This is a genomic window from Mucilaginibacter sp. 3215 (assembly GCF_050433785.1).
In the GTDB taxonomy this organism is placed as follows: Bacteria; Bacteroidota; Bacteroidia; order Sphingobacteriales; family Sphingobacteriaceae; genus Mucilaginibacter.
The window spans coordinates 73,556-92,086 of sequence record NZ_JBNPWO010000012.1; the positions used below are offsets into that span (position 1 = coordinate 73,556).

Genomic DNA, 18,531 nt, shown 5'->3' on the forward strand with positions numbered 1-18,531 from the left:
AATAAAATTTACCGTTTATTAAATATCAGCTAATATCATTTACTATTTAAACGGCAGGGCAACAAATTTTGTTATACCATTTTAACAAAACAAACATTTACTTTTGCCATATGCAGCAACAGCCCAATAACCCCTTACATGGCAAAACCCTTGAGATGATCCTAAATGAACTGGTAGCTCACTTTGGCTGGAAAGAGTTGGGGACACGGATCCGGATCAATTGTTTTAACGATGATCCAAGTATAAAATCAAGCCTCAAATTTTTGAGAAAAACCGATTGGGCAAGAAAAAAGGTAGAAGAGTTGTATTTGGAGATAGTGTGATATCACAGCAAAATGTCATGTTGGAACTTGTTTCAACACCTCTTTTGCTAAGCAACCTTGCCGAGCAAATTGGCCACCTGGCTTATTGGGTGCCGAAACAAGTTTTGAATGACATTGGGATATAACTACCCGTGCTTTTTCTTTTTATTCATTTTAGCCTTGGTACTGGCACTTAAATTATAAGTTTTTGCATTTGATGCTTTTTTTTCGTGGAAAGCTTCACCAACACCTGCAGGTTTAACATCTTCTTTAGCATCCGCTTTTTTAGGCTTCGACTCGGTTACTATCACCAGGTCATCCGGCAGCTCGGCTACAGGAATTTTATTCCCGATCATCTGCTCAATCTTTTTCACCTGGCTTAACTCAATATCAGTAGCAAATGTCATTGCCAGCGTTTCTTCCTTATCGTCAGGATTAGGATTTGCCACACGGCTAATAAACAGGTCATTATCTGCCGGCAAATCAAAATGGATCAGGAAGGGGATACCGCTCAGGTTAAGGTTTTCGTCATTTTCGTTAGTCACGATCAGGATCCTTGCACCTGCTTCGGCTTTAAACTCTTCAATGGTTGTGAACCCCTTTGAGTCGAAAAACTTAGGTTTTAAGTATGCTACACCGGTACGTAAACGGCTTTTAAGGCTTTGAAAAAGCTTTTCGGCAGTTGTTTGGGTGTTTACAAATACAATGGTTTTAGTAAACAGTTCTTGATCGTACATGAATAAATTGAGCAGGTTTAGCTTGGTGCCAAAGTTTGGTACGTTATATAAAAGCTGCTCATGGGTTTCAATAGCCGTTTCGCCCAGTTCATCAACCTCAATTGTAGCCGGTTGCCTCATGAACGGATCAAGCATTTTTTCGAGTTTGGCGTGCATCACCTCGGTAAATACCAGGTGCTGGCCCTTGTCAATACTGTTGGCCAGTTCGACAACCGGTAATTGCAAACCTTTTTTTACGATCTGGTCGGCATCATCTATCACCAGCAAATCAACTTTATTTAAATTTAAGGCTAGTTTAAGATAGATGGCCCTTGCCCTGTCGGGAGTAGCTACAACAATGTCGGCACCTTCGGCAAGCTCATCCATCTGGCTTTCGAAACCGGGGGTAACGTATAGGCCAACTATGCGGATAGATTTATTTTTGTTAAGCCTGTCAAACTGTTCTATAACAGCAAACACCTGTTCTTTTTCGGGTACAAGCACCAACACACGCGGAACACCTTCGGGGGCATAGTTAAAGCGGTTTAATACGCCTAATACATAAGTGGTGGTTTTTCCGCTGCCTTCGGGGCCTATGGCGATAATATCCTGCCCGCCAATTATGCGGTTGATTGTTTTAAGCTGAAGCTCTTTAGGGTTTGCAAAACCGGCTTCATTTACCGAACGCAATAATTGTTTGTTAAGCTTCAATTTATCAGACCACGCCATCAGGATACTTATTAAAATTTAAAATGAGGGTGCAAAAGTACCAAATTAACGCGTCATATTTTTAAAAATCAGCAGATACGGCGGGGAACTGCGTCTAAATATTTAGCGGCGACGACTTGTTATAAGATCGCTAACAAAATAAGGTTATGATGTTGGTGAGCAATCAGCATCAAATGATACTTGTTTTATGGCCTGATCGCGGTTAATGTTCCTGGTTTTATGTGTACCTGCTTTTGCCGATAATAGCCACAAACATTCGGACATGTTTAAGTGCTCAAAAACATCAGTTTAGTGTAACCCTTGCTTCGGCTTAAGTGTCTTAATGTTAGTTATTTAAACGCGTTTTATTTAAAAAGTGTTAACCCTGTTAACCCCTCATTTACATACGTTTGCCATGACAAATAAATGTTATAGGGGGTACCAGTCTGTACTGTTGAGCAGTGAAAATGCCGACCGCGGTTCAAGATCAAGGTAACGATACGTTACTTTTGAAAGATACAAGCCCTGGGGGTGTGCCGGAATAATGATTTTAGGTGTTTGTTGGTTGGCAATATAAAACTCAAATTCATCTGTGCTCATCTGTCCTTTGCCAATTTCAAGCAGGCGGCCAACGGTGATCCTGATCATCTTATATAAAAAGCGATTGGCAGTAATGTTGAATCTGAGCTTGCTTCCATTGCCGTCGATGTAAAGCCCTGCAGATTTTACGTGGCAAATAGTGTGCTCAATCCTGTCGGGCGTTTTGCATAAGGCGCGGAAGTCGGTGTAATGAGGCAGGATGGAAACAGCCTTTTTCATTGCATCCAAATCAAGATCCTGATCCGGATAAAGTGAACTGAAGTTACTAAGAAATGGGTCTTTATAATTATGGATGAAATAATCATAGGTACGGATTACGCCATCAAAACGGGCATGCGGATCGCCCTGCATCGGGATAATATCAAATACAGCAATATCATCCGGCAGCAGTTTGTTAAGGCGAAATAGCAGGTCGAAATCTAAATTATCAGGAATATCTGAGTGAAAAAAATACTGACTTGCATGCACCTTGGCATCGGTACGGCCGCAACCATTAATGGCAACAGATTGTTTCAGGATTTTGGAAAGGGCCGTTTCAATCACCTCCTGCACCGTAATTGCTTTTGAAAGTTTTTGCCAGCCCGAATACCTGGCACCATGATAACCTATATGAAAAAAGTGCCGCCTTGTTGATTTAAGCATAGTTTTCAAAAATGCAGATTATTTTAAAAATCGTGTATAAAACAAAAGCCCAATGTAATTAAACACCGGGCTTAATGTATATAAAACAATTGTTTATACTTTTTTTGGAGGCAGATCAAATGCGATAGCGTTATGCTCGAAATGGCCTTTGTGCGAACCATCACAAAATGGTTTGTTTGCTGATAAGCCGCAACGGCAAATAGAAACCACAGTACGGCCCTGTAAGCCGTAAGCGTTGCCCTGCATATCAACAATTTCAAAATCGCCTTCTATTTTAACCGAACCGTTATTATTAATGGTAAGTTTAGTTTTCTCCATGTGTTAAATTTTGGCCAAAGTTAAAACTTGACAAGCCGTCAAAATTGTTTATTTGTTATTTAGAAGTGTTCCTGATTGGACGAAGCAGGGGGAGCGGATTAATTAGTTGAATGACTGGTTAAACGCTACAAGCACCTGCAAAAACACATCCCTGTCGAGTGCAAAGGAGGAAGGCTGTTCGGGTTTTAACGGTCTGCCATTTTTTATTTTAAGCGGAAATAACGCTATGAAATCACGGATACTGATTTCATACCTTAGCATAGGATCGCGGCGATGGATTTCTTCCAGCCTCATCTCAAAAAGGGAAACGCTTAGCGGGTCTGCAATCATTACTCAAAACTAAGATTTGTTTACTGCTCTGCAATGAAACACTGGCCATAAATGACAAACTTATGATGCGCAAAAACCCCACCGGGCGATCCATTCAACATAAATTTGCGATACAGGCTGCGGCCATTACATCACAAAAACATTAAACTATGGAATACAGACAATTAGGCGCATCCGGTTTAAGGGTGCCGGTATTAAGTTTTGGCACAGCCACATTTGGCGGCGGCAATGAGTTTTTTAAGGCATGGGGCAATACCCAGGTTGACGAGGCAAAGAAGCTAATAAATATTTGCCTTGATGCAGGTGTTAATTTATTTGATACCGCAAACGTTTATTCGCACGGCATCTCTGAAGAAATATTAGGTAAGGCTCTGGAAGGTATCCGTAATGAAGTACTGATCTCAACCAAGGCTACTTTCACGATGGGAAAAGGGGTTAACGACTTCGGCTCATCACGCTATCACCTGATCAAATCGGCTGAGGACAGTCTTAAGCGTTTAAATACCGACAGGATTGATATTTATCATATGCACGGCTTTGATGCCAACACCCCGGTTGAAGAAACATTAAGGGCACTTGATGATTTGGTGACCAGCGGTAAAGTGCGCTACATTGCCTGCTCAAACTTTTCGGGCTGGCATTTAATGAAATCACTGTCGGTGTCTGAAAAATATGGATGGAGCCGTTATGTAGCCCATCAGGCATATTATTCGTTGCTTAACCGCGAGTTTGAATGGGAGCTGATGCCATTAGGTATCGATCAAAAAGTAAGCACTATTGTTTGGAGCCCGCTATCATCCGGCCAGCTTAGCGGAAAATTCAGGAGGGGAGAGCCGATCCCCGAAAACTCAAGGACCGTGCAGGGTGGCGCACATGGTCCGGCCACAAATTTTGAGCATTTATATGCCATCGTTGATGTGCTTGACGAAGTTGCTGAAGAAACCGGTAAATCTGTGGCACAGGTAGCATTGAACTGGTTACTGCAAAGGCCTACTATTGCCAACCTGGTAATTGGCGCACGTAACGAAGAGCAGCTTAAGCAAAACCTCGGCGCCATAGGATGGAATTTGACGGTTGAGCAGGTTAAAAAATTGGATGCCGCCAGCGAGGTAGACCCAATATATCCATACTGGCACCAGCGCCAGAACTTAAAGCTGGTACCGCTGCCAATACAATATTAAAAATCATTAACAGGAAAGCTTACGTAAAACTACGTAAGCTTTCCTGTTAAATCCCGTAACAGTACGCTGTTATAGTTGTAATGATTGCTTTAGCTTTGCTTTTGAAGGTAATAAAATATCCATATTACGATATCTAAACCTTATCACTATTAACCTTTCCTTTATGATTAAAAAACAATACCTTAAAGAAATAGCTATATCAGCTACCCAACAAAAAGGCAGTGCCTCAAACAATCAAAAAGAAGTAAGTAAAATTCAAAGCTGGCTTAACCTGTATGCGGTTACCAACCCTTCGGCAGGTACAGCAACAGGCATTGACGGGAGCTTTGGCCCGGGTACCGAAACAGCGGTTAAGAATTTCCAGAAGGCAAAAAACCTGCCGCAAACCGGCATTGTTGACAGTAGTGTTTTCGGTGAGTTATGCCAACCCATGATAAAAGCATTTAAAAGCCCAGTTGCAGGTACCGGCTTAAGGGAATTGGTTGTGAATACGGCTATACAGCATTTAAGCAACGCACCATTTGAACTTACTGTTAAGGGGCAAAGTAATTGCGGTCCCTGGGTGCGGGCCTATATGGATAATAATGAAGGAACGGAGTGGTTTTGGTGCATGGGTTTTGTACAAACCATTATTGACCAGGCTGCAAGCCAGTTAGGAAAAGATTTTCGTACACTTATGCCGCTAACCTACAGTTGCGATACTGTTGGTACTACCGGCATTAATAAAGGTTTGTTAAGCCGTGTTGCAACAGTAAGATCTAATCCTGCTGTAGTAAAGCCCGGCGATATTTTCCTGGTTCAGAAAACGCCTAACGACTGGGTACATACAGGCATTGTTATTGGCGTACATGGCGACTTATTTGATACTATTGAAGGAAATACCAATACCGATGGAAGCAGCAACGGCAACGGCGTATACAAACGTGTACGTAATTTTCAATCTTCAAAGCTCGATGTTTTTTCGATACAACCTCTTGTTTAGAGCATGTCCTGCAAATTAATACTCCCGGAGCCCCTTGATGGGGCTTTTCGCTTTAAAAGCTAAAAGCTTAAGGCTGAAAGCCTAAAGCCAATAGTTTGATAGTCGAAATTATTTAACGTTGACTACTTCGCTTTCAGCCTTAGGCTTTCTGCTTAAATAACATTTATGATCTTCGCTTTCAGGTCAATTAAGTAACAGTTAAATTACAATTGCTCCATAAAAAAATGGCCGGATAGCTTTAGCCCTTTCCAAAACTTAGCTAATTTGCGGCGCAGTCCGCCGGGGCGCGCTTATCAACCCAATTAACCTGTTTTGAATATGATCAATCGTAGAAAGTTTATTCAATCCACTGCTGTAGCTGGTACAAGTTTCCTGCTTGCGCCGCAACTATCAAAAGCTACCGGATTTTTTAAAGGATCGCCCAACGAAAAAGTAGTATTGGGAATGATGGGCACTAACAGCCGGGGACTATACCTTGCTCAAAGCTTTGCCAAGTTACCCAATGTAGAGATAGGTTATATCTGCGATGTTGACTCAAACGTAGTTGCAAAAACGATTGATACCATCTACAAGCAAACAGGCAAAAAGCCGCAGGGATTAACAGATATCCGCAAAATGCTGGAGATAAAGGATCTTGATGCAGTAGTGGTTGCCCCGCCCGATCACTGGCACGCACCCGCAACCATTATGGCCTGCCAGGCCGGCAAACATGTGTATGTAGAAAAGCCTTGCAGTCATAATCCACACGAGGGAGAAATGGCTGTTGAAGCAGCAAATAAATATAAACGATTGGTGCAAATGGGTAGCCAGCGCCGCTCATTCTCCAATGTGCAGGCCATGGTGAAGGAATTGCATGACGGGGTAATCGGTCGTACTTATTATGCCAAAGGCTGGTATACCAATCGTCGCGCAAGTATTGGCAAAGGCAAACAGGTACCTGTGCCTGCCAATTTAAATTATGATTTATGGCAGGGGCCGGCGCCAAGAAAGCCGTACCAGGACAACCTGATCCATTATAATTGGCACTGGTTTTGGAACTGGGGTACAGGTGAGGCCCTGAATAATGGTACGCATGAACTGGACGTGATCCGCTGGGGACTTGGTGTTGATTACCCGAGCAAAGTGGTATCAACAGGCGGCCGCTTCCATTTTAATGACGACTGGCAAACGCCGGATACGCAAAACATCCTTTACAATTTCCCCAATAATACCGCTGCAGAATGGGAATGCCGTAGTTGCAATGGCTTCGATATCGAAAAATTAAGCAGGGGAGTAGTATTTTATGGAGATAAAGGAACTCTTTTTTATGATAGCGGCAATAGCTACCGGGTTTACGACGGTGATAACAAACTGGTAAAAGAGGTTAAAGATGATACCAAGGTTGATGGCACCAACAAGGTAAGCCCAACGGAGGCGCTGGATGGCTTCCACATGAAAAACTTTGTCGATTCAGTAAGAGGGACAGATAAACTGAACTGCCCGATTGAGATCGGTTTCAAATCAACCCTGTTGCCGCAATTAGGCAATATCTCATATCGCGTCGATCGTGTATTGCATATCGATCCAAATAATGGTCATATTTTAAATGACCCCGAAGCTCAAAAGCTTTGGCGCAGGGAGTATGAAAAGGGTTGGGAAGTGAAAGTGTAATTTCTTAATTACGTCGTTGCTTCGTGTTCGCAATGACGATTTATTTTAATCAAACAAGACAATATCAAATATGAAAAAAATAATCTACCCTGCAATTATGCTTTTGGCGTCAACGGCATTCAGTCCGGTAAACGCGCAAACCAAACTGTTTGATGGTAAAACCCTTAAAGGCTGGAAAAAGCTTGCCGGCAACGCCGATTATAAAGTAGAAGACGGGGCCATAGTAGGCACTACTGTGCTCAACTCTGGCAATTCATTTTTAGTTACCGAAAAGGAATACGGCAATTTTATATTAGAGCTTGATGCTAAAATCGAAAGTGAACTGAGCAATTCGGGCGTGCAAACCCGTAGCCATTTTGACCCTGAGGGTAATAAAGGCAAAGGGAAGGTTTATGGCAGGCAATTTGAAATAGACCCGTCCTCACGCAAATGGAGTGGTGGTATTTATGACGAAGGCCGTCGCGATTGGCTTTATCCGCTTGATCTGAACCCTAAAGCCAAAGATGCATTTAAAGTAGGCGAATACAATCACATTAAAATTGAATGTATCGGCAACGAGATGAAAACATGGGTAAACGGCGTCCCTGCAAGCGATGTTGTTGATACTATCGACAGCAAAGGTTTTATCGCTTTACAGGTGCATGCGGTAAGTGAGGAAAAACAGGCAGGCAAAAAGGTATACTTTAAAAATATTAATCTAAAGACCAACAATTTAAAAGCCACCCCGTTTCCAAAGGATGTGTATGTTGTTAACCTCACACCAAACAGCATAACTGCTGCGGAAAAAGCAAATGGCTGGAAATTATTATATGATGGCAAAACCAATACCGGCTGGCGCGGTGCAACCCTCAAAGGTTTTCCTGAAAAAGGCTGGGAATATGCTAACGGCACTATGCACGTGCTGCCATCTGCAGGACAAGAAGAATCAGGCGGCGGCGATATCGTAACTAATGATAATTATAGCGCTTTTGACCTGTCGTTTGAGTTTAAGCTTACTCCCGGTGCCAACAGTGGCGTTAAATATTTTGTAACACTGTCTGAAGTTACCAAAGGATCGGCTATTGGCCTGGAGTATCAGGTACTTGATGATAAACTGCACCCCGATGCCAAACTTGGCCGTGATGGCGACCGTACATTAGCCTCGTTGTATGACCTTATTAAAGCCAATAAACAAGAACGTTTTGTACACCCGATAGGTGCCTGGAATACTGGTCGTGTGGTAGTATATCCAAACAACCATGTTGAGCACTACCTGAACGGCGTTAAAGTGCTGGAATACGACCGCGGTTCAAAAGCTTTTCGCGACCTGGTAGCCATCAGCAAGTACAAAATCTGGAAAAACTTCGGCGAAGCTCCCGAGGGCCATTTATTGCTACAGGATCATGGCAATGAGGTGTTTTTTAGAAGTATTAAGGTTAAGAACTTAAAATAAAAATAGCTTCAAATTGCGGAATCCGGACTTGCGAAGTTTTAAAACTTCTCAAGTCCGGATTCATCGTTACTTTTAAACTATCGTTCCCCCTTTAAGAGGTTAGGGGGCTACAACGAACTCCTCAACCTCACCGTAAACGGCACTGCAAAATGCTCGTGGCAGTTATTCAACGCAAACTCGGCGGTTTTGCTGCCCATTAATTTAAAATCGGTTGAGATGGTGGTGATACCGTCAAGAATGATCTCTTTAAGCGCCGTTTCGTTATAGGATATCACGCCAACGTCCTTAGCCACTTTTAAATCGGAAGCGATGATTTTTTTAATGAGCTCAACCAGGTCATCCTCAGTAAGACTGATATATACCGTATTTTTTTGGATTGTTTCTGTCGATAGCGTTTCAACGATATCATACTCAAAAGCATACTGCCTGCAAAAATTCAGGAAACCCTTCATGATCTCTTTAGAGTGATAGGTTTTGCCGGGGAAAATCAGCTTGAGCGTATGGTATTTACTCAGGTTATCCAACATGTTCTTCAGCGCTTCATAAACATCTGTAGCAAAATTCTCATATATCGCTGCAAATTTACCGTTTACACCAGGTACCAGGTTATCGAGTAAAATCAGCTTGTCTTTAGGGATGGTGTTGATGATTTCATGAGCCTTGGTTTCATTATCTAAAAAATGTGGGATAATGATGTATTTGGCATAGTCGCTCTGGATACTTTCGGCAATGATCTTTTTAAAAAAGTAAAAATCGTTGTTATAGATATAAAAATCGATAGCAGCCTGCTCGCCGATAGTAGCTACAAAGGCATCATAGATGATCTTCTTATGCGCGCTGAGTTTGTTGAACAGTAGGAAGATCTTAAGCGGCTTTTGAAAATCGGTATTGGAAATAAAAAAGCCTTTTCCCGGAACTGAGCTTACTATGCCTTTCTCCTTCAGTTCCTTATAAACGCGCTCAATGGTATTACGTGAAGTATCCAGTGCATAGCTGAGATCATTGATAGAAGGGAGCATATCATCCTTTACAATCTGCCCGCTTTCAATGGCCCTGATAATAGCATTGGAGAGTTGCAGGTACTTAGGCGTAATGGAATATTCGTCGATTGACAGGATCTTTAAATAATTCTTCACAACACAAATGTAATATTTGAAAATAAAACTCTGTCGACAACAGGATAGACAAGGATGGTTATATCAAACTATCGATCAATACAGAATCAACGAAATCAGCGTAATCAAAAAAATCAACGGTCTTTCTTCTTAAACGCGTAATACAAATACCCCAGCGCCGGCAGTATAAACAAACTACCCACCAATAAACCGATCCCCAGGTCATCGATACTATTGCTGTTGGCGTGTTCGGTAAGTAAAGACATGGAGCTGCCGTCCTTAAAAATAACAAATCTCGGGAATCGCGAAAACCCAACTGATATCAATATCATACATACCTGGAAAGCAGCAAGTACCCTGATCCATTGCCGGTTACGGCGATGTGATATGATCAGATAAAGTACTGCCAATGAAATGGTTGCAGCTATTACTGCAACTAAACTTACAGGATTGCCAAAAATCCAGTTAGCGAGGTGAACATGTTCAAAATGAGATGCCAGGAATACCAATGCACCGCATATTACGGCAGTAATGTTCATGATCTTCGCCTTGCGGATGTAGCGTTTAATTTCGTCAATATCTTCCGTTTCACCAACTATATAAATAGCTGCGAGGAAGCCGCAGAGAGCCACGGTAAAAAAGCCAACAGACACCGAAAACCAGTTGAACCAGCTAAATATGTAGGCATGTACAAAATCGGTGGCTTTAGGATCAATCTGCCCGGATAGGGCGCTGCCTGCAATGATGCCCAGGAACAACGGCGTAACAAAACTTGAATAAACGAATATATGTGTATAAAATGCCTGTGTTTTTTCGTCCTTAATAGCATCATAGTTACGGAACGAAAATGCGGTACCCCGGGCTATAACGCCAAGCAACATCACCAGCAGCGGAATATGCAGGTAGATGCACATTTCGCTATAGATAACCGGAAAGCCCACAAACAACACTACCACGGTAATAATAAGCCACATGTGATTGGCCTCCCAAATAGGGCCGATAGCCTGGTACATGATCTTGCGCGTGCGGTGTTTATTGTCGGTTGATGTAAAAAGTTCGATAATGCCGGCGCCGAAATCAGCTCCGCCCAATAAAAAGTAGAGGGTGATAGCCGCAAAAAGAAATAGGATTACAATATATAGCATCATGACTGAGCGGTTTTACGGTCATACAATTCAGGCACCATCTGGATTTGCCTTTTTAATAAAAATATAACAGCTACACTCAGCGTAAAATAAATAAAGCTGAACAGGTAAAATGAATATTGGATACCCGGCATTGGCGTAACTGCCTCGCTGGTACGCATAACACCTTGTATGATCCAGGGCTGCCGGCCAATCTCGGTCACCGTCCAGCCGGCCTCGAGGGCTATAAAGCCCAGTGGAGTTGCCCAGATAAAGGTTTTCAGGAACCATGGTTTGGAGAGCAGGTCCTTCTTTTTCCAGAGCTCGTAAAAGTAAATAATCCCGATCAGCATCATCAAAACACCTATCCCAACCATAATCTGGAAAGCATAGTGCGTAACAGCTACCGGCGGCTGATTTTTAACCGGGATTTTATCCAATCCATTCACCTGCGTTTTAAAATTGTCATGTACTAAAAAGCTTAATAAACCGGGAATTTCTAAGCCGTAGTTCACTTTTTTTGCAGCTGTATCAGGGATGCCGCCAATAACCAGCGGTGCGTATTCCTGGGTGTGAAAATACGCCTCCATCGCAGCCAGTTTTGCGGGCTGGCGCTTAGCTGCATTTTTGGCTGATAAATCGCCGCTGAAAGGTTGTAATATAGCAGCGGCCGCGCCGAAGATAATGGCAATTTTAAACGCCTTAGTATGGAAAGCGATATTCTTTTTACGGTAGATCATGAGCGCATGGATCCCGGCCACAGCAAAGCCTGTGGCCGAAAAGGCGGCTATGATCATGTGCAACGACTCGGAAAACCAGGCCTTGTTAAACATGGCTTTTACCGGATCGATATTAATATATTGCCCGTTTACAAAATCGAAGCCCGAAGGGCTGTTCATCCAGGAATTGGCTGACACCACCAGGATACCTGATGCAACGCCGCTTATTCCAACAATAACGCCAGCTGTCCAATGTACCCAGTTATTTAATTTGTTCCAGCCATAAAGGAATAAGCCAAGCGCTATCGCTTCAATAAAAAAGGCGACACCTTCCAACGAAAACGGCATCCCGAAGATCGGTCCGGCGTGTTTCATGAAGCCAGGCCAAAGCAACCCGAGCTCAAAAGAGAGCATGGTGCCGGATACCGCGCCGGTAGCAAAAAATATAGCTACGCCTTTACTCCAGGCTACAGTGATGTTTTTATAAACCGGGTCCTGGGTTTTGATCCATTTATAATGCGATATGGCCATGAAAACCGGCATTACCATACCGATACAGGAGTATATGATATGAAAACCTAAGGATAAGGCCATTTGAGATCTGGCAGCTAAAAAATCATCCATACATGTTATACTTAAATAATGGTTGAAATTAAAGCTTAATGTAACAAATCTGTAACTAAATCCTTATCGATATTGAATTTAAAATATGTTTTTTATCGGACGAGTGTTGTATTAATGAGGATAATTTAGTAAAAAACCAGAATACAAAACAAGCGTGATTGCGAGGAACGAAACAATCCTAAACTATATAGGACAGCCCTGTTAACAGGGGAGTTCTTTGTTCCTCACAATTACGTAGTAGAAGGATTTTAACCCTTCCGCGCCGTCGATCCCCTGATGATCAACTCAGGTTTTATACTGATAATCTTGGGTTTAACCGAAACCTCGACGTTGGCAATCTCCTGGAAAAACAGGTTGCCAATGGTTTTGCCCATATAAACGCTAAACTGATCTATAGTGGTTATCGATGGACTGGTAATCTCTGTAAAAGCTTCATTAGAGTAACCGCAAATACCCAACTCTGAAGGTACCTTGATATTCATAACATTGGCTACCTCCAAAACACCTAAGGCCGAAAAATCAGACGTAGAGGCAAATATTGCATCCGGCGGGTGGGGGAGGTTAAGCAGCTTACGGGTAGCTTCGGCACCAAGTTCCTTTGTCCATGCATTTTCAACCACCAGTTCATTAATTACTTTTACCTTATGCGTTTCTAATGCCCTTAGGTACCCGTTTTTTCGCTGGCGAAAAATGTTGAGATTTTGCGGGCCTTCAAGCAAAGCGATACGTTTATAGCCGTTTTCTATCAGGTGCGATACCGCTTCAAATGAAGCCTGTTCGTTGTCGTTGATCACTTTAAGCGTTTCCAGTTCTTCAGCAACACGGTCAAACTGGATCAGCTGAATGCCATGGTCAAGCACATTTTGCAGGTGTTGGTAATCATAGCTATCGGCCGATACCGAGATCACTATACAATCCACATGCTGATTAATGAGCGTATTTACACATTGAATTTCCTTATCATGCACCTCGCCCGACTGACATATGATGAGGTTATAACCTTTTTGATAAGTTGTTTCCTCAATGCCGGCTATCACGTTACTGAAAAAGTTCTGGTTTATCCGCGGCACCACTACGCCAATAGTTTTTGAATGCCCTTTGCGCAGGTTGGAGGCAAGGGTGTTGCGTTTATAATTGAGCTCGTCGGCAGTTTTGATAATCAGCTCCCTGGTTTTTTCGTTCACCTGACTGCTGTTATTCAGCGCTCTTGATACGGAAGACGCGGTTATGCCGAGCTTTGCGGCAATGTCATAAATGGTGGTGCGTTTAACTTTCTTCATTATAGCGTGCAAGTTGGAAAAAATATTTTACGCAATCGATTGCAATTTTTATTTATTTCTTTATTTTCGTTGCGTTAAGTTACCAATTAATAAATACAACCAAAAAATCATACAAAAATCTGAATAGGCTATGCTGTTATTAGGGATCGATATAGGTACTTCGTCGGTAAAAGTAAGTGTTGTTGACGCCGCAACGCAAAAAACAATCGCTTCGGCACAATACCCTGACCAGGAGTCGCCAATCAAAGCATTGCATCCCGGCTGGGCCGAACAATCTCCCTCAATGTGGTGGGAGCAGGCACAAAAAGCATTGGAGCGCTGTCATGCTAAAGGCAATTATAATACAAAAGATATAGCAGCAATAGGTATAGCATACCAAATGCATGGCCTGGTATTGGTTGATAAAGATCAAAATGTTTTACGCGATAGTATTATATGGTGCGATAGCCGCGCTGTTGAAATTGGCGATAAAGCTTTTGCCACCATTGGCGAAGAGCATTGCTTATCGCACCTGCTCAATTCGCCGGGTAACTTTACGGCCTCAAAACTGGCCTGGGTAAAGGAAAACGAACCGGAGATCTACAGTAAAATTGATAAGATCATGTTGCCTGGCGATTTTATTGCCATGAAACTTACCGGCGAGATCACCACATCGGTATCGGCATTGTCTGAAGGTGTATTTTTCGACTTCAAAACCAATGGCATCTCCAAAGAGATCATCAATTATTTTGGTTTTGACGAAAGCCTGTTCCCGGTCATTAACCCTGTATTTTCTTCGCACGGAACCTTGCAGGCATCCGTTGCCGAAAAACTGAATTTAAAGGCAGGTATTCCGGTTACTTATAAATCCGGCGACCAGCCCAATAATGCCCTTTCATTAAACGTACTTCACCCTGGCGAGGTAGCTGCCACTGCAGGTACCTCGGGCGTGATATATGGTGTGGATGATCAGTTGGTTTATGACCAGCAATCGCGCATCAATACCTTTGCGCACGTTAATTATGCCGATGAGCAAAAGAGGCTTGGTGTACTGCTTTGCATTAACGGAACCGGCAGTTTGTATCGCTGGGTAAAAAACACCTTCGGCACAGGCTATACCTATAACCAAATGAACGCAGAAGCTGAAAAAGCACCTCTGGGCAGCGAAGGCTTACAGGTACTGCCTTTTGGCAATGGTGCCGAGCGTATGTTAAATAATAAGCAGGTAGGCGCGCATTTTCAAAATATCGACCTTAACCTGCATACCCCGGCGCATATTTTCAGGGCGGTACAAGAGGGGATAGCCTCATCATTCCGTTATGGTTTTGATATTATGCGCGGCAATGGCATGAACCCAACTGTGATCCGTGCCGGCAAAAGCAACCTTTTCCTGAGCGATCTGTTCACCCAAACTTTTGTAAATGCCACGGGCGTTCCTGTCGAGCTCTATAATAACGACGGCAGCGTAGGCGCAGCCTTAGGTGCAGGTATTGGCGCAGGCATCTTCAAATCACCGGCTGAGGCATTCAGTAATATCAAAGCCATTAAACTCGTTGAACCTACTACAGACCAATTTGAACCGGTTTACCAGGAGTGGAAAGCGCTTTTAGATTTCAAGCTGAAAGCTTAAAGCAAAATGCTGAAAGCAAAGAAATTCAACTACTACCAAATAAAAAATCACTAATTCAATAACTCACTAATTCAATAATTAAAATGATAGTAACAGGCGAAAAAGAATTTTTTAAAAAAATAGGCCAGATCAAATTTGAAGGCCTTGAATCAGACAACCCACTGGCGTTTCGCTGGTATGACGCGGACAGGGTAGTGGCCGGCAAAACCATGAAAGATCATTTACGCTTTGCAGGTGCTTATTGGCATTCGTTCTGCGGTAATGGTGCCGATCCGTTTGGCGGCGCTACGCACGTTTTTCCATGGGATGAAAAAGCTGACGCAGTTGAGCGCGCTAAAGACAAAATGGATGCAGCGTTTGAGTTCCTTACCAAAATGAACCTGCCTTACTACTGTTTCCACGATGTTGATGTGGTTGACTATGGCAATGATGTTGCCGAAAATGATCGCCGTTTACAGGCTTTGGTTGATTATGCCAAACAAAAGCAAGCTGCCAGCGGTGTAAAACTGCTTTGGGGTACTGCAAACCTGTTCAGCCACAAACGTTATATGAATGGTGCGTCAACCAACCCTGATTTTCATGTGTTAGCACATGCCGGTGCGCAGGTAAAAGCGGCACTTGACGCGACGATTGCATTAGGCGGCGAAAATTATGTTTTCTGGGGTGGCCGTGAAGGTTATATGAGCCTGCTGAATACCAATATGAAACGCGAACAGGAGCATTTGGCTAAGTTTTTACATACTGCTAAAGATTATGCCCGCAAACAAGGTTTTAAAGGCACGTTCTTTATTGAGCCAAAACCATGCGAGCCGACCAAACACCAATATGATTATGACGCTGCAACCGTATTAGGCTTCCTGCAGAAATACGACCTGATCAACGATTTTAAATTGAATCTTGAAGTTAACCACGCAACGTTAGCCGGTCATACTTTCCAGCACGAGCTACAGGTTGCTGCCGATTCGGGTTTATTAGGTTCGATAGATGCCAACCGCGGTGACACGCAAAATGGCTGGGATACCGACCAGTTCCCGAACGATATTAATGAAGTAACCGAGTGTATGCTGATCATTCTTGAGGCAGGTGGTTTCCAGGGCGGTGGTATTAACTTTGATGCCAAGATCCGCCGTAACTCAACTGATCCGGCTGATTTATTCTATGCTCACATTGGTGGCATGGATCTTTTTGCAAGAGCTTTGGTTACTGCTGATAATATTTTGCAAAAGTCGGAGTATAAAAAATTACGTACCGATAGGTATGCCTCATTTGATGCCGGCACCGGGAAAGATTTTGAAGAGGGTAAGGTTTCTTTGGAAGATTTGCGTAACTATGCGATAGCTAACGGAGAACCTAAAGTGACAAGCGGTAAACAAGAATACATCGAAAATTTGATAAATCGATATATATAGTTTATAATTGTCAATCATACATATTAAACCCAAAGACAAACCAAAACAATGAACCTCAAAACCCTTTCGAATGGCGATTACGCTGTTTTCTTTATCTACTTTGTAATTGTTGCCAGCTATGGCTGGTGGGTGTATAAGCGTAAACACAACGCCGATGCCACCTCAAAAGACTATTTTTTGGCCGAAGGCTCGTTAACCTGGTGGGCTATCGGAGCATCGCTCATCGCCTCAAATATCTCTGCCGAACAATTTATAGGTACAAGTGGGTCTGCGTTTAAAATGGGCTTAGCCATATCTACTTACGAGTGGATGGCTGCAATTACCCTTATCATTGTGGCGGTTTTCTTTATCCCGGTATATCTTAAAAATAAGATTTTTACCATGCCGCAGTTCCTGCACCAGCGGTATAACGGAACGGTGGCCATGATCATGGCTATCTTTTGGCTGTTGCTGTACATTGTGGTTAACTTAATGTCGATCCTTTACCTTGGTGCATTAGCTGTCAGCGGTATTTCAGGTCTTGATATTCACCTGTGTATCTGGCTGCTGGCCATATTCTCGGCGGTTATTACACTGGGCGGTATGAAGGTTATCGGCTATACCGACGTTATCCAAGTGGCGGTATTGATATTGGGTGGTTTAATGGCATCTTACCTTGCACTTACTTTGTTAAGCGAAAAAGAAAATACAACAGGCTTACTCAATGGTTTCAAGATCCTGCATAGCGAAGCTACCGATCACTTCCATATGATCTTCAAAAAGGATAATCCAAATTATATGGATCTTCCTGGCTTATCTGTTCTGATAGGCGGCATGTGGATCACTAACCTTAACTATTGGGGCTGTAACCAGTATATTACCCAAAGGGCTTTGGGCGCAAACCTTAAAACTGCCCGCGGCGGGATCCTGTTTGCAGCTTTCCTTAAGTTGCTGATGCCTGTTATTGTGGTGCTGCCTGGTATTGCGGCTTACCTTTTATATCAAAAAGGGATGTTCCACCAGGAAATGGCGAGTTCATCTGGAGTTTTGGATCCTAACAAAGCGTATCCATCACTGTTAAACTTATTGCCAAGCGGCTTAAAAGGCCTTTCATTCGCTGCGTTAACGGCTGCTATTGTAGCATCGTTAGCGGGTAAAGCAAACAGTATTGCTACCATCTTTACTTTAGATATTTACAAAAAAGCAATCAACCCTGAAGCTACCGATAAGAAACTGGTTAACCTGGGTAAAATCTCGGTGCTTGTTGCCTTGTTGTTAGGTATCCTGTTATCTGAGCTTATCGGTAAAGCATTAATGGGCGAAGGTAAGCAAGGCTTCCAGTATATCCAGGAATATACAGGCTTCGTATCTCCGGGTATCTTTGCTATGTTTATCCTTGGTTTCTTCTGGAAAAAAGCTACGTCAAATGCGGCTTTATTTGCAACCATTGGCGGTTTCATTTTCTCATGTTTCTTTAAACTTTGTCCAAGGTTTATTGACCTGAGCTTCTTATCGCCGTATGGTTTCTCAAAATTAGCCTTGCAGGATGATAAGGTAACCAAGTTATATGAAATCCCTTTCCTTGACCGTATGGGCTTTGTATTTATTCTTTGCGTTATCGGTATGTACATTATTTCAAAAATTGACCAGGCCAGGGGTATTACTACAAACGGCCTTGAGATTGATGGCTCAATGTTTAAAACTTCGAGAGGATTTTTAGCAGGTGCCTTAATTGTAACCGGTATCGTAGTAGCATTGTACTCAATTTTCTGGTAGCAGAAATTTTACCAATAGACAAGAAAAGGCGATGA

At 42.8% G+C, this 18,531-nt stretch carries 16 protein-coding genes; 8 read left to right on the plus strand and 8 right to left on the minus strand.

Going from position 1 to position 18,531, the window contains the following annotated elements; all coding sequences use genetic code 11:
• Positions 1-110 precede the first annotated feature (110 nt).
• Positions 111-323, plus strand: coding sequence for a VF530 family DNA-binding protein (locus ABIC84_RS18635; RefSeq protein ID WP_091170888.1), 213 nt, complete (start codon positions 111-113; stop codon positions 321-323).
• Positions 324-448: 125 nt separating this feature from the next.
• On the opposite strand, the gene ABIC84_RS18640 is transcribed toward ABIC84_RS18635, so the two are convergent.
• The 4 genes from ABIC84_RS18640 to ABIC84_RS18655 form a co-directional block, all read right to left on the minus strand.
• The gene (locus ABIC84_RS18640; RefSeq protein ID WP_429264507.1) at positions 449-1,747 is read right to left on the minus strand and encodes a DEAD/DEAH box helicase; all 1,299 of its coding nucleotides are present in this window, start codon (positions 1,745-1,747) and stop codon (positions 449-451) included.
• A 408-nt stretch (positions 1,748-2,155) separates the two neighbouring features.
• On the minus strand, positions 2,156-2,968 hold the full coding sequence (locus ABIC84_RS18645; RefSeq protein WP_426587625.1) for a tRNA pseudouridine synthase A: 813 nt from the start codon (positions 2,966-2,968) through the stop codon (positions 2,156-2,158).
• A 93-nt stretch (positions 2,969-3,061) separates the two neighbouring features.
• Positions 3,062-3,286 (minus strand): CDGSH iron-sulfur domain-containing protein, encoded by a 225-nt coding sequence (locus ABIC84_RS18650; protein ID WP_090525766.1) that lies wholly within the window; start codon positions 3,284-3,286, stop codon positions 3,062-3,064.
• A 102-nt stretch (positions 3,287-3,388) separates the two neighbouring features.
• On the minus strand, positions 3,389-3,580 hold the full coding sequence (locus ABIC84_RS18655) for a hypothetical protein (protein ID WP_090525763.1): 192 nt from the start codon (positions 3,578-3,580) through the stop codon (positions 3,389-3,391).
• 185 nt (positions 3,581-3,765) lie between these two features.
• On the opposite strand from ABIC84_RS18655, the gene ABIC84_RS18660 reads away from it, so the two are divergent.
• The 4 genes from ABIC84_RS18660 to ABIC84_RS18675 all read left to right on the plus strand — a co-directional run bounded on the left by ABIC84_RS18660 (position 3,766) and on the right by ABIC84_RS18675 (position 8,861).
• On the plus strand, positions 3,766-4,797 hold the full coding sequence (locus ABIC84_RS18660) for an aldo/keto reductase (RefSeq protein ID WP_354482920.1): 1,032 nt from the start codon (positions 3,766-3,768) through the stop codon (positions 4,795-4,797).
• Between the two features lie 163 nt (positions 4,798-4,960).
• A complete protein-coding gene (locus tag ABIC84_RS18665; protein ID WP_176624758.1) occupies positions 4,961-5,779 on the plus strand; it encodes a peptidoglycan-binding domain-containing protein in 819 nt (272 codons plus the stop codon).
• 318 nt (positions 5,780-6,097) lie between these two features.
• A complete protein-coding gene (locus ABIC84_RS18670) occupies positions 6,098-7,429 on the plus strand; it encodes a Gfo/Idh/MocA family protein (protein WP_429264508.1) in 1,332 nt (443 codons plus the stop codon).
• Positions 7,430-7,499: 70 nt separating this feature from the next.
• Positions 7,500-8,861: a 3-keto-disaccharide hydrolase gene (locus ABIC84_RS18675; protein ID WP_429264509.1), complete on the plus strand. Its 1,362-nt coding sequence runs from the start codon at positions 7,500-7,502 to the stop codon at positions 8,859-8,861.
• Positions 8,862-8,968: 107 nt separating this feature from the next.
• Here the strand turns inward: ABIC84_RS18675 and ABIC84_RS18680 are convergent, their stop codons facing one another.
• The 4 genes from ABIC84_RS18680 to ABIC84_RS18695 all read right to left on the minus strand — a co-directional run bounded on the left by ABIC84_RS18680 (position 8,969) and on the right by ABIC84_RS18695 (position 13,723).
• Positions 8,969-9,997 carry a GntR family transcriptional regulator gene (locus ABIC84_RS18680; RefSeq protein ID WP_426587633.1) on the minus strand — a complete coding sequence of 343 codons (1,029 nt, stop codon included), beginning with the start codon at positions 9,995-9,997 and terminating at the stop codon, positions 8,969-8,971.
• A gap of 113 nt (positions 9,998-10,110) precedes the next feature.
• A complete protein-coding gene (locus ABIC84_RS18685) occupies positions 10,111-11,124 on the minus strand; it encodes a cytochrome d ubiquinol oxidase subunit II (RefSeq protein WP_429264510.1) in 1,014 nt (337 codons plus the stop codon).
• Complete coding sequence (locus ABIC84_RS18690) at positions 11,121-12,443, minus strand: cytochrome ubiquinol oxidase subunit I (protein ID WP_429264511.1); 1,323 nt, start codon at positions 12,441-12,443, stop codon at positions 11,121-11,123. Before ABIC84_RS18690 ends, ABIC84_RS18685 begins: the two co-directional genes overlap by 4 nt.
• 248 nt (positions 12,444-12,691) lie before the next feature.
• Positions 12,692-13,723, minus strand: coding sequence for a LacI family DNA-binding transcriptional regulator (locus tag ABIC84_RS18695; RefSeq protein ID WP_429264512.1), 1,032 nt, complete (start codon positions 13,721-13,723; stop codon positions 12,692-12,694).
• A 130-nt stretch (positions 13,724-13,853) separates the two neighbouring features.
• On the opposite strand from ABIC84_RS18695, the gene ABIC84_RS18700 reads away from it, so the two are divergent.
• From ABIC84_RS18700 to ABIC84_RS18710, 3 genes are all read left to right on the plus strand, one after another.
• Positions 13,854-15,332: a xylulokinase gene (locus tag ABIC84_RS18700; protein WP_429264513.1), complete on the plus strand. Its 1,479-nt coding sequence runs from the start codon at positions 13,854-13,856 to the stop codon at positions 15,330-15,332.
• Between the two features lie 83 nt (positions 15,333-15,415).
• A complete protein-coding gene (xylA, locus tag ABIC84_RS18705) occupies positions 15,416-16,741 on the plus strand; it encodes a xylose isomerase (RefSeq protein WP_429264514.1) in 1,326 nt (441 codons plus the stop codon).
• 48 nt (positions 16,742-16,789) lie between these two features.
• A complete protein-coding gene (locus ABIC84_RS18710) occupies positions 16,790-18,496 on the plus strand; it encodes a sodium/sugar symporter (protein ID WP_429264515.1) in 1,707 nt (568 codons plus the stop codon).
• Positions 18,497-18,531: the final 35 nt, after the last annotated feature.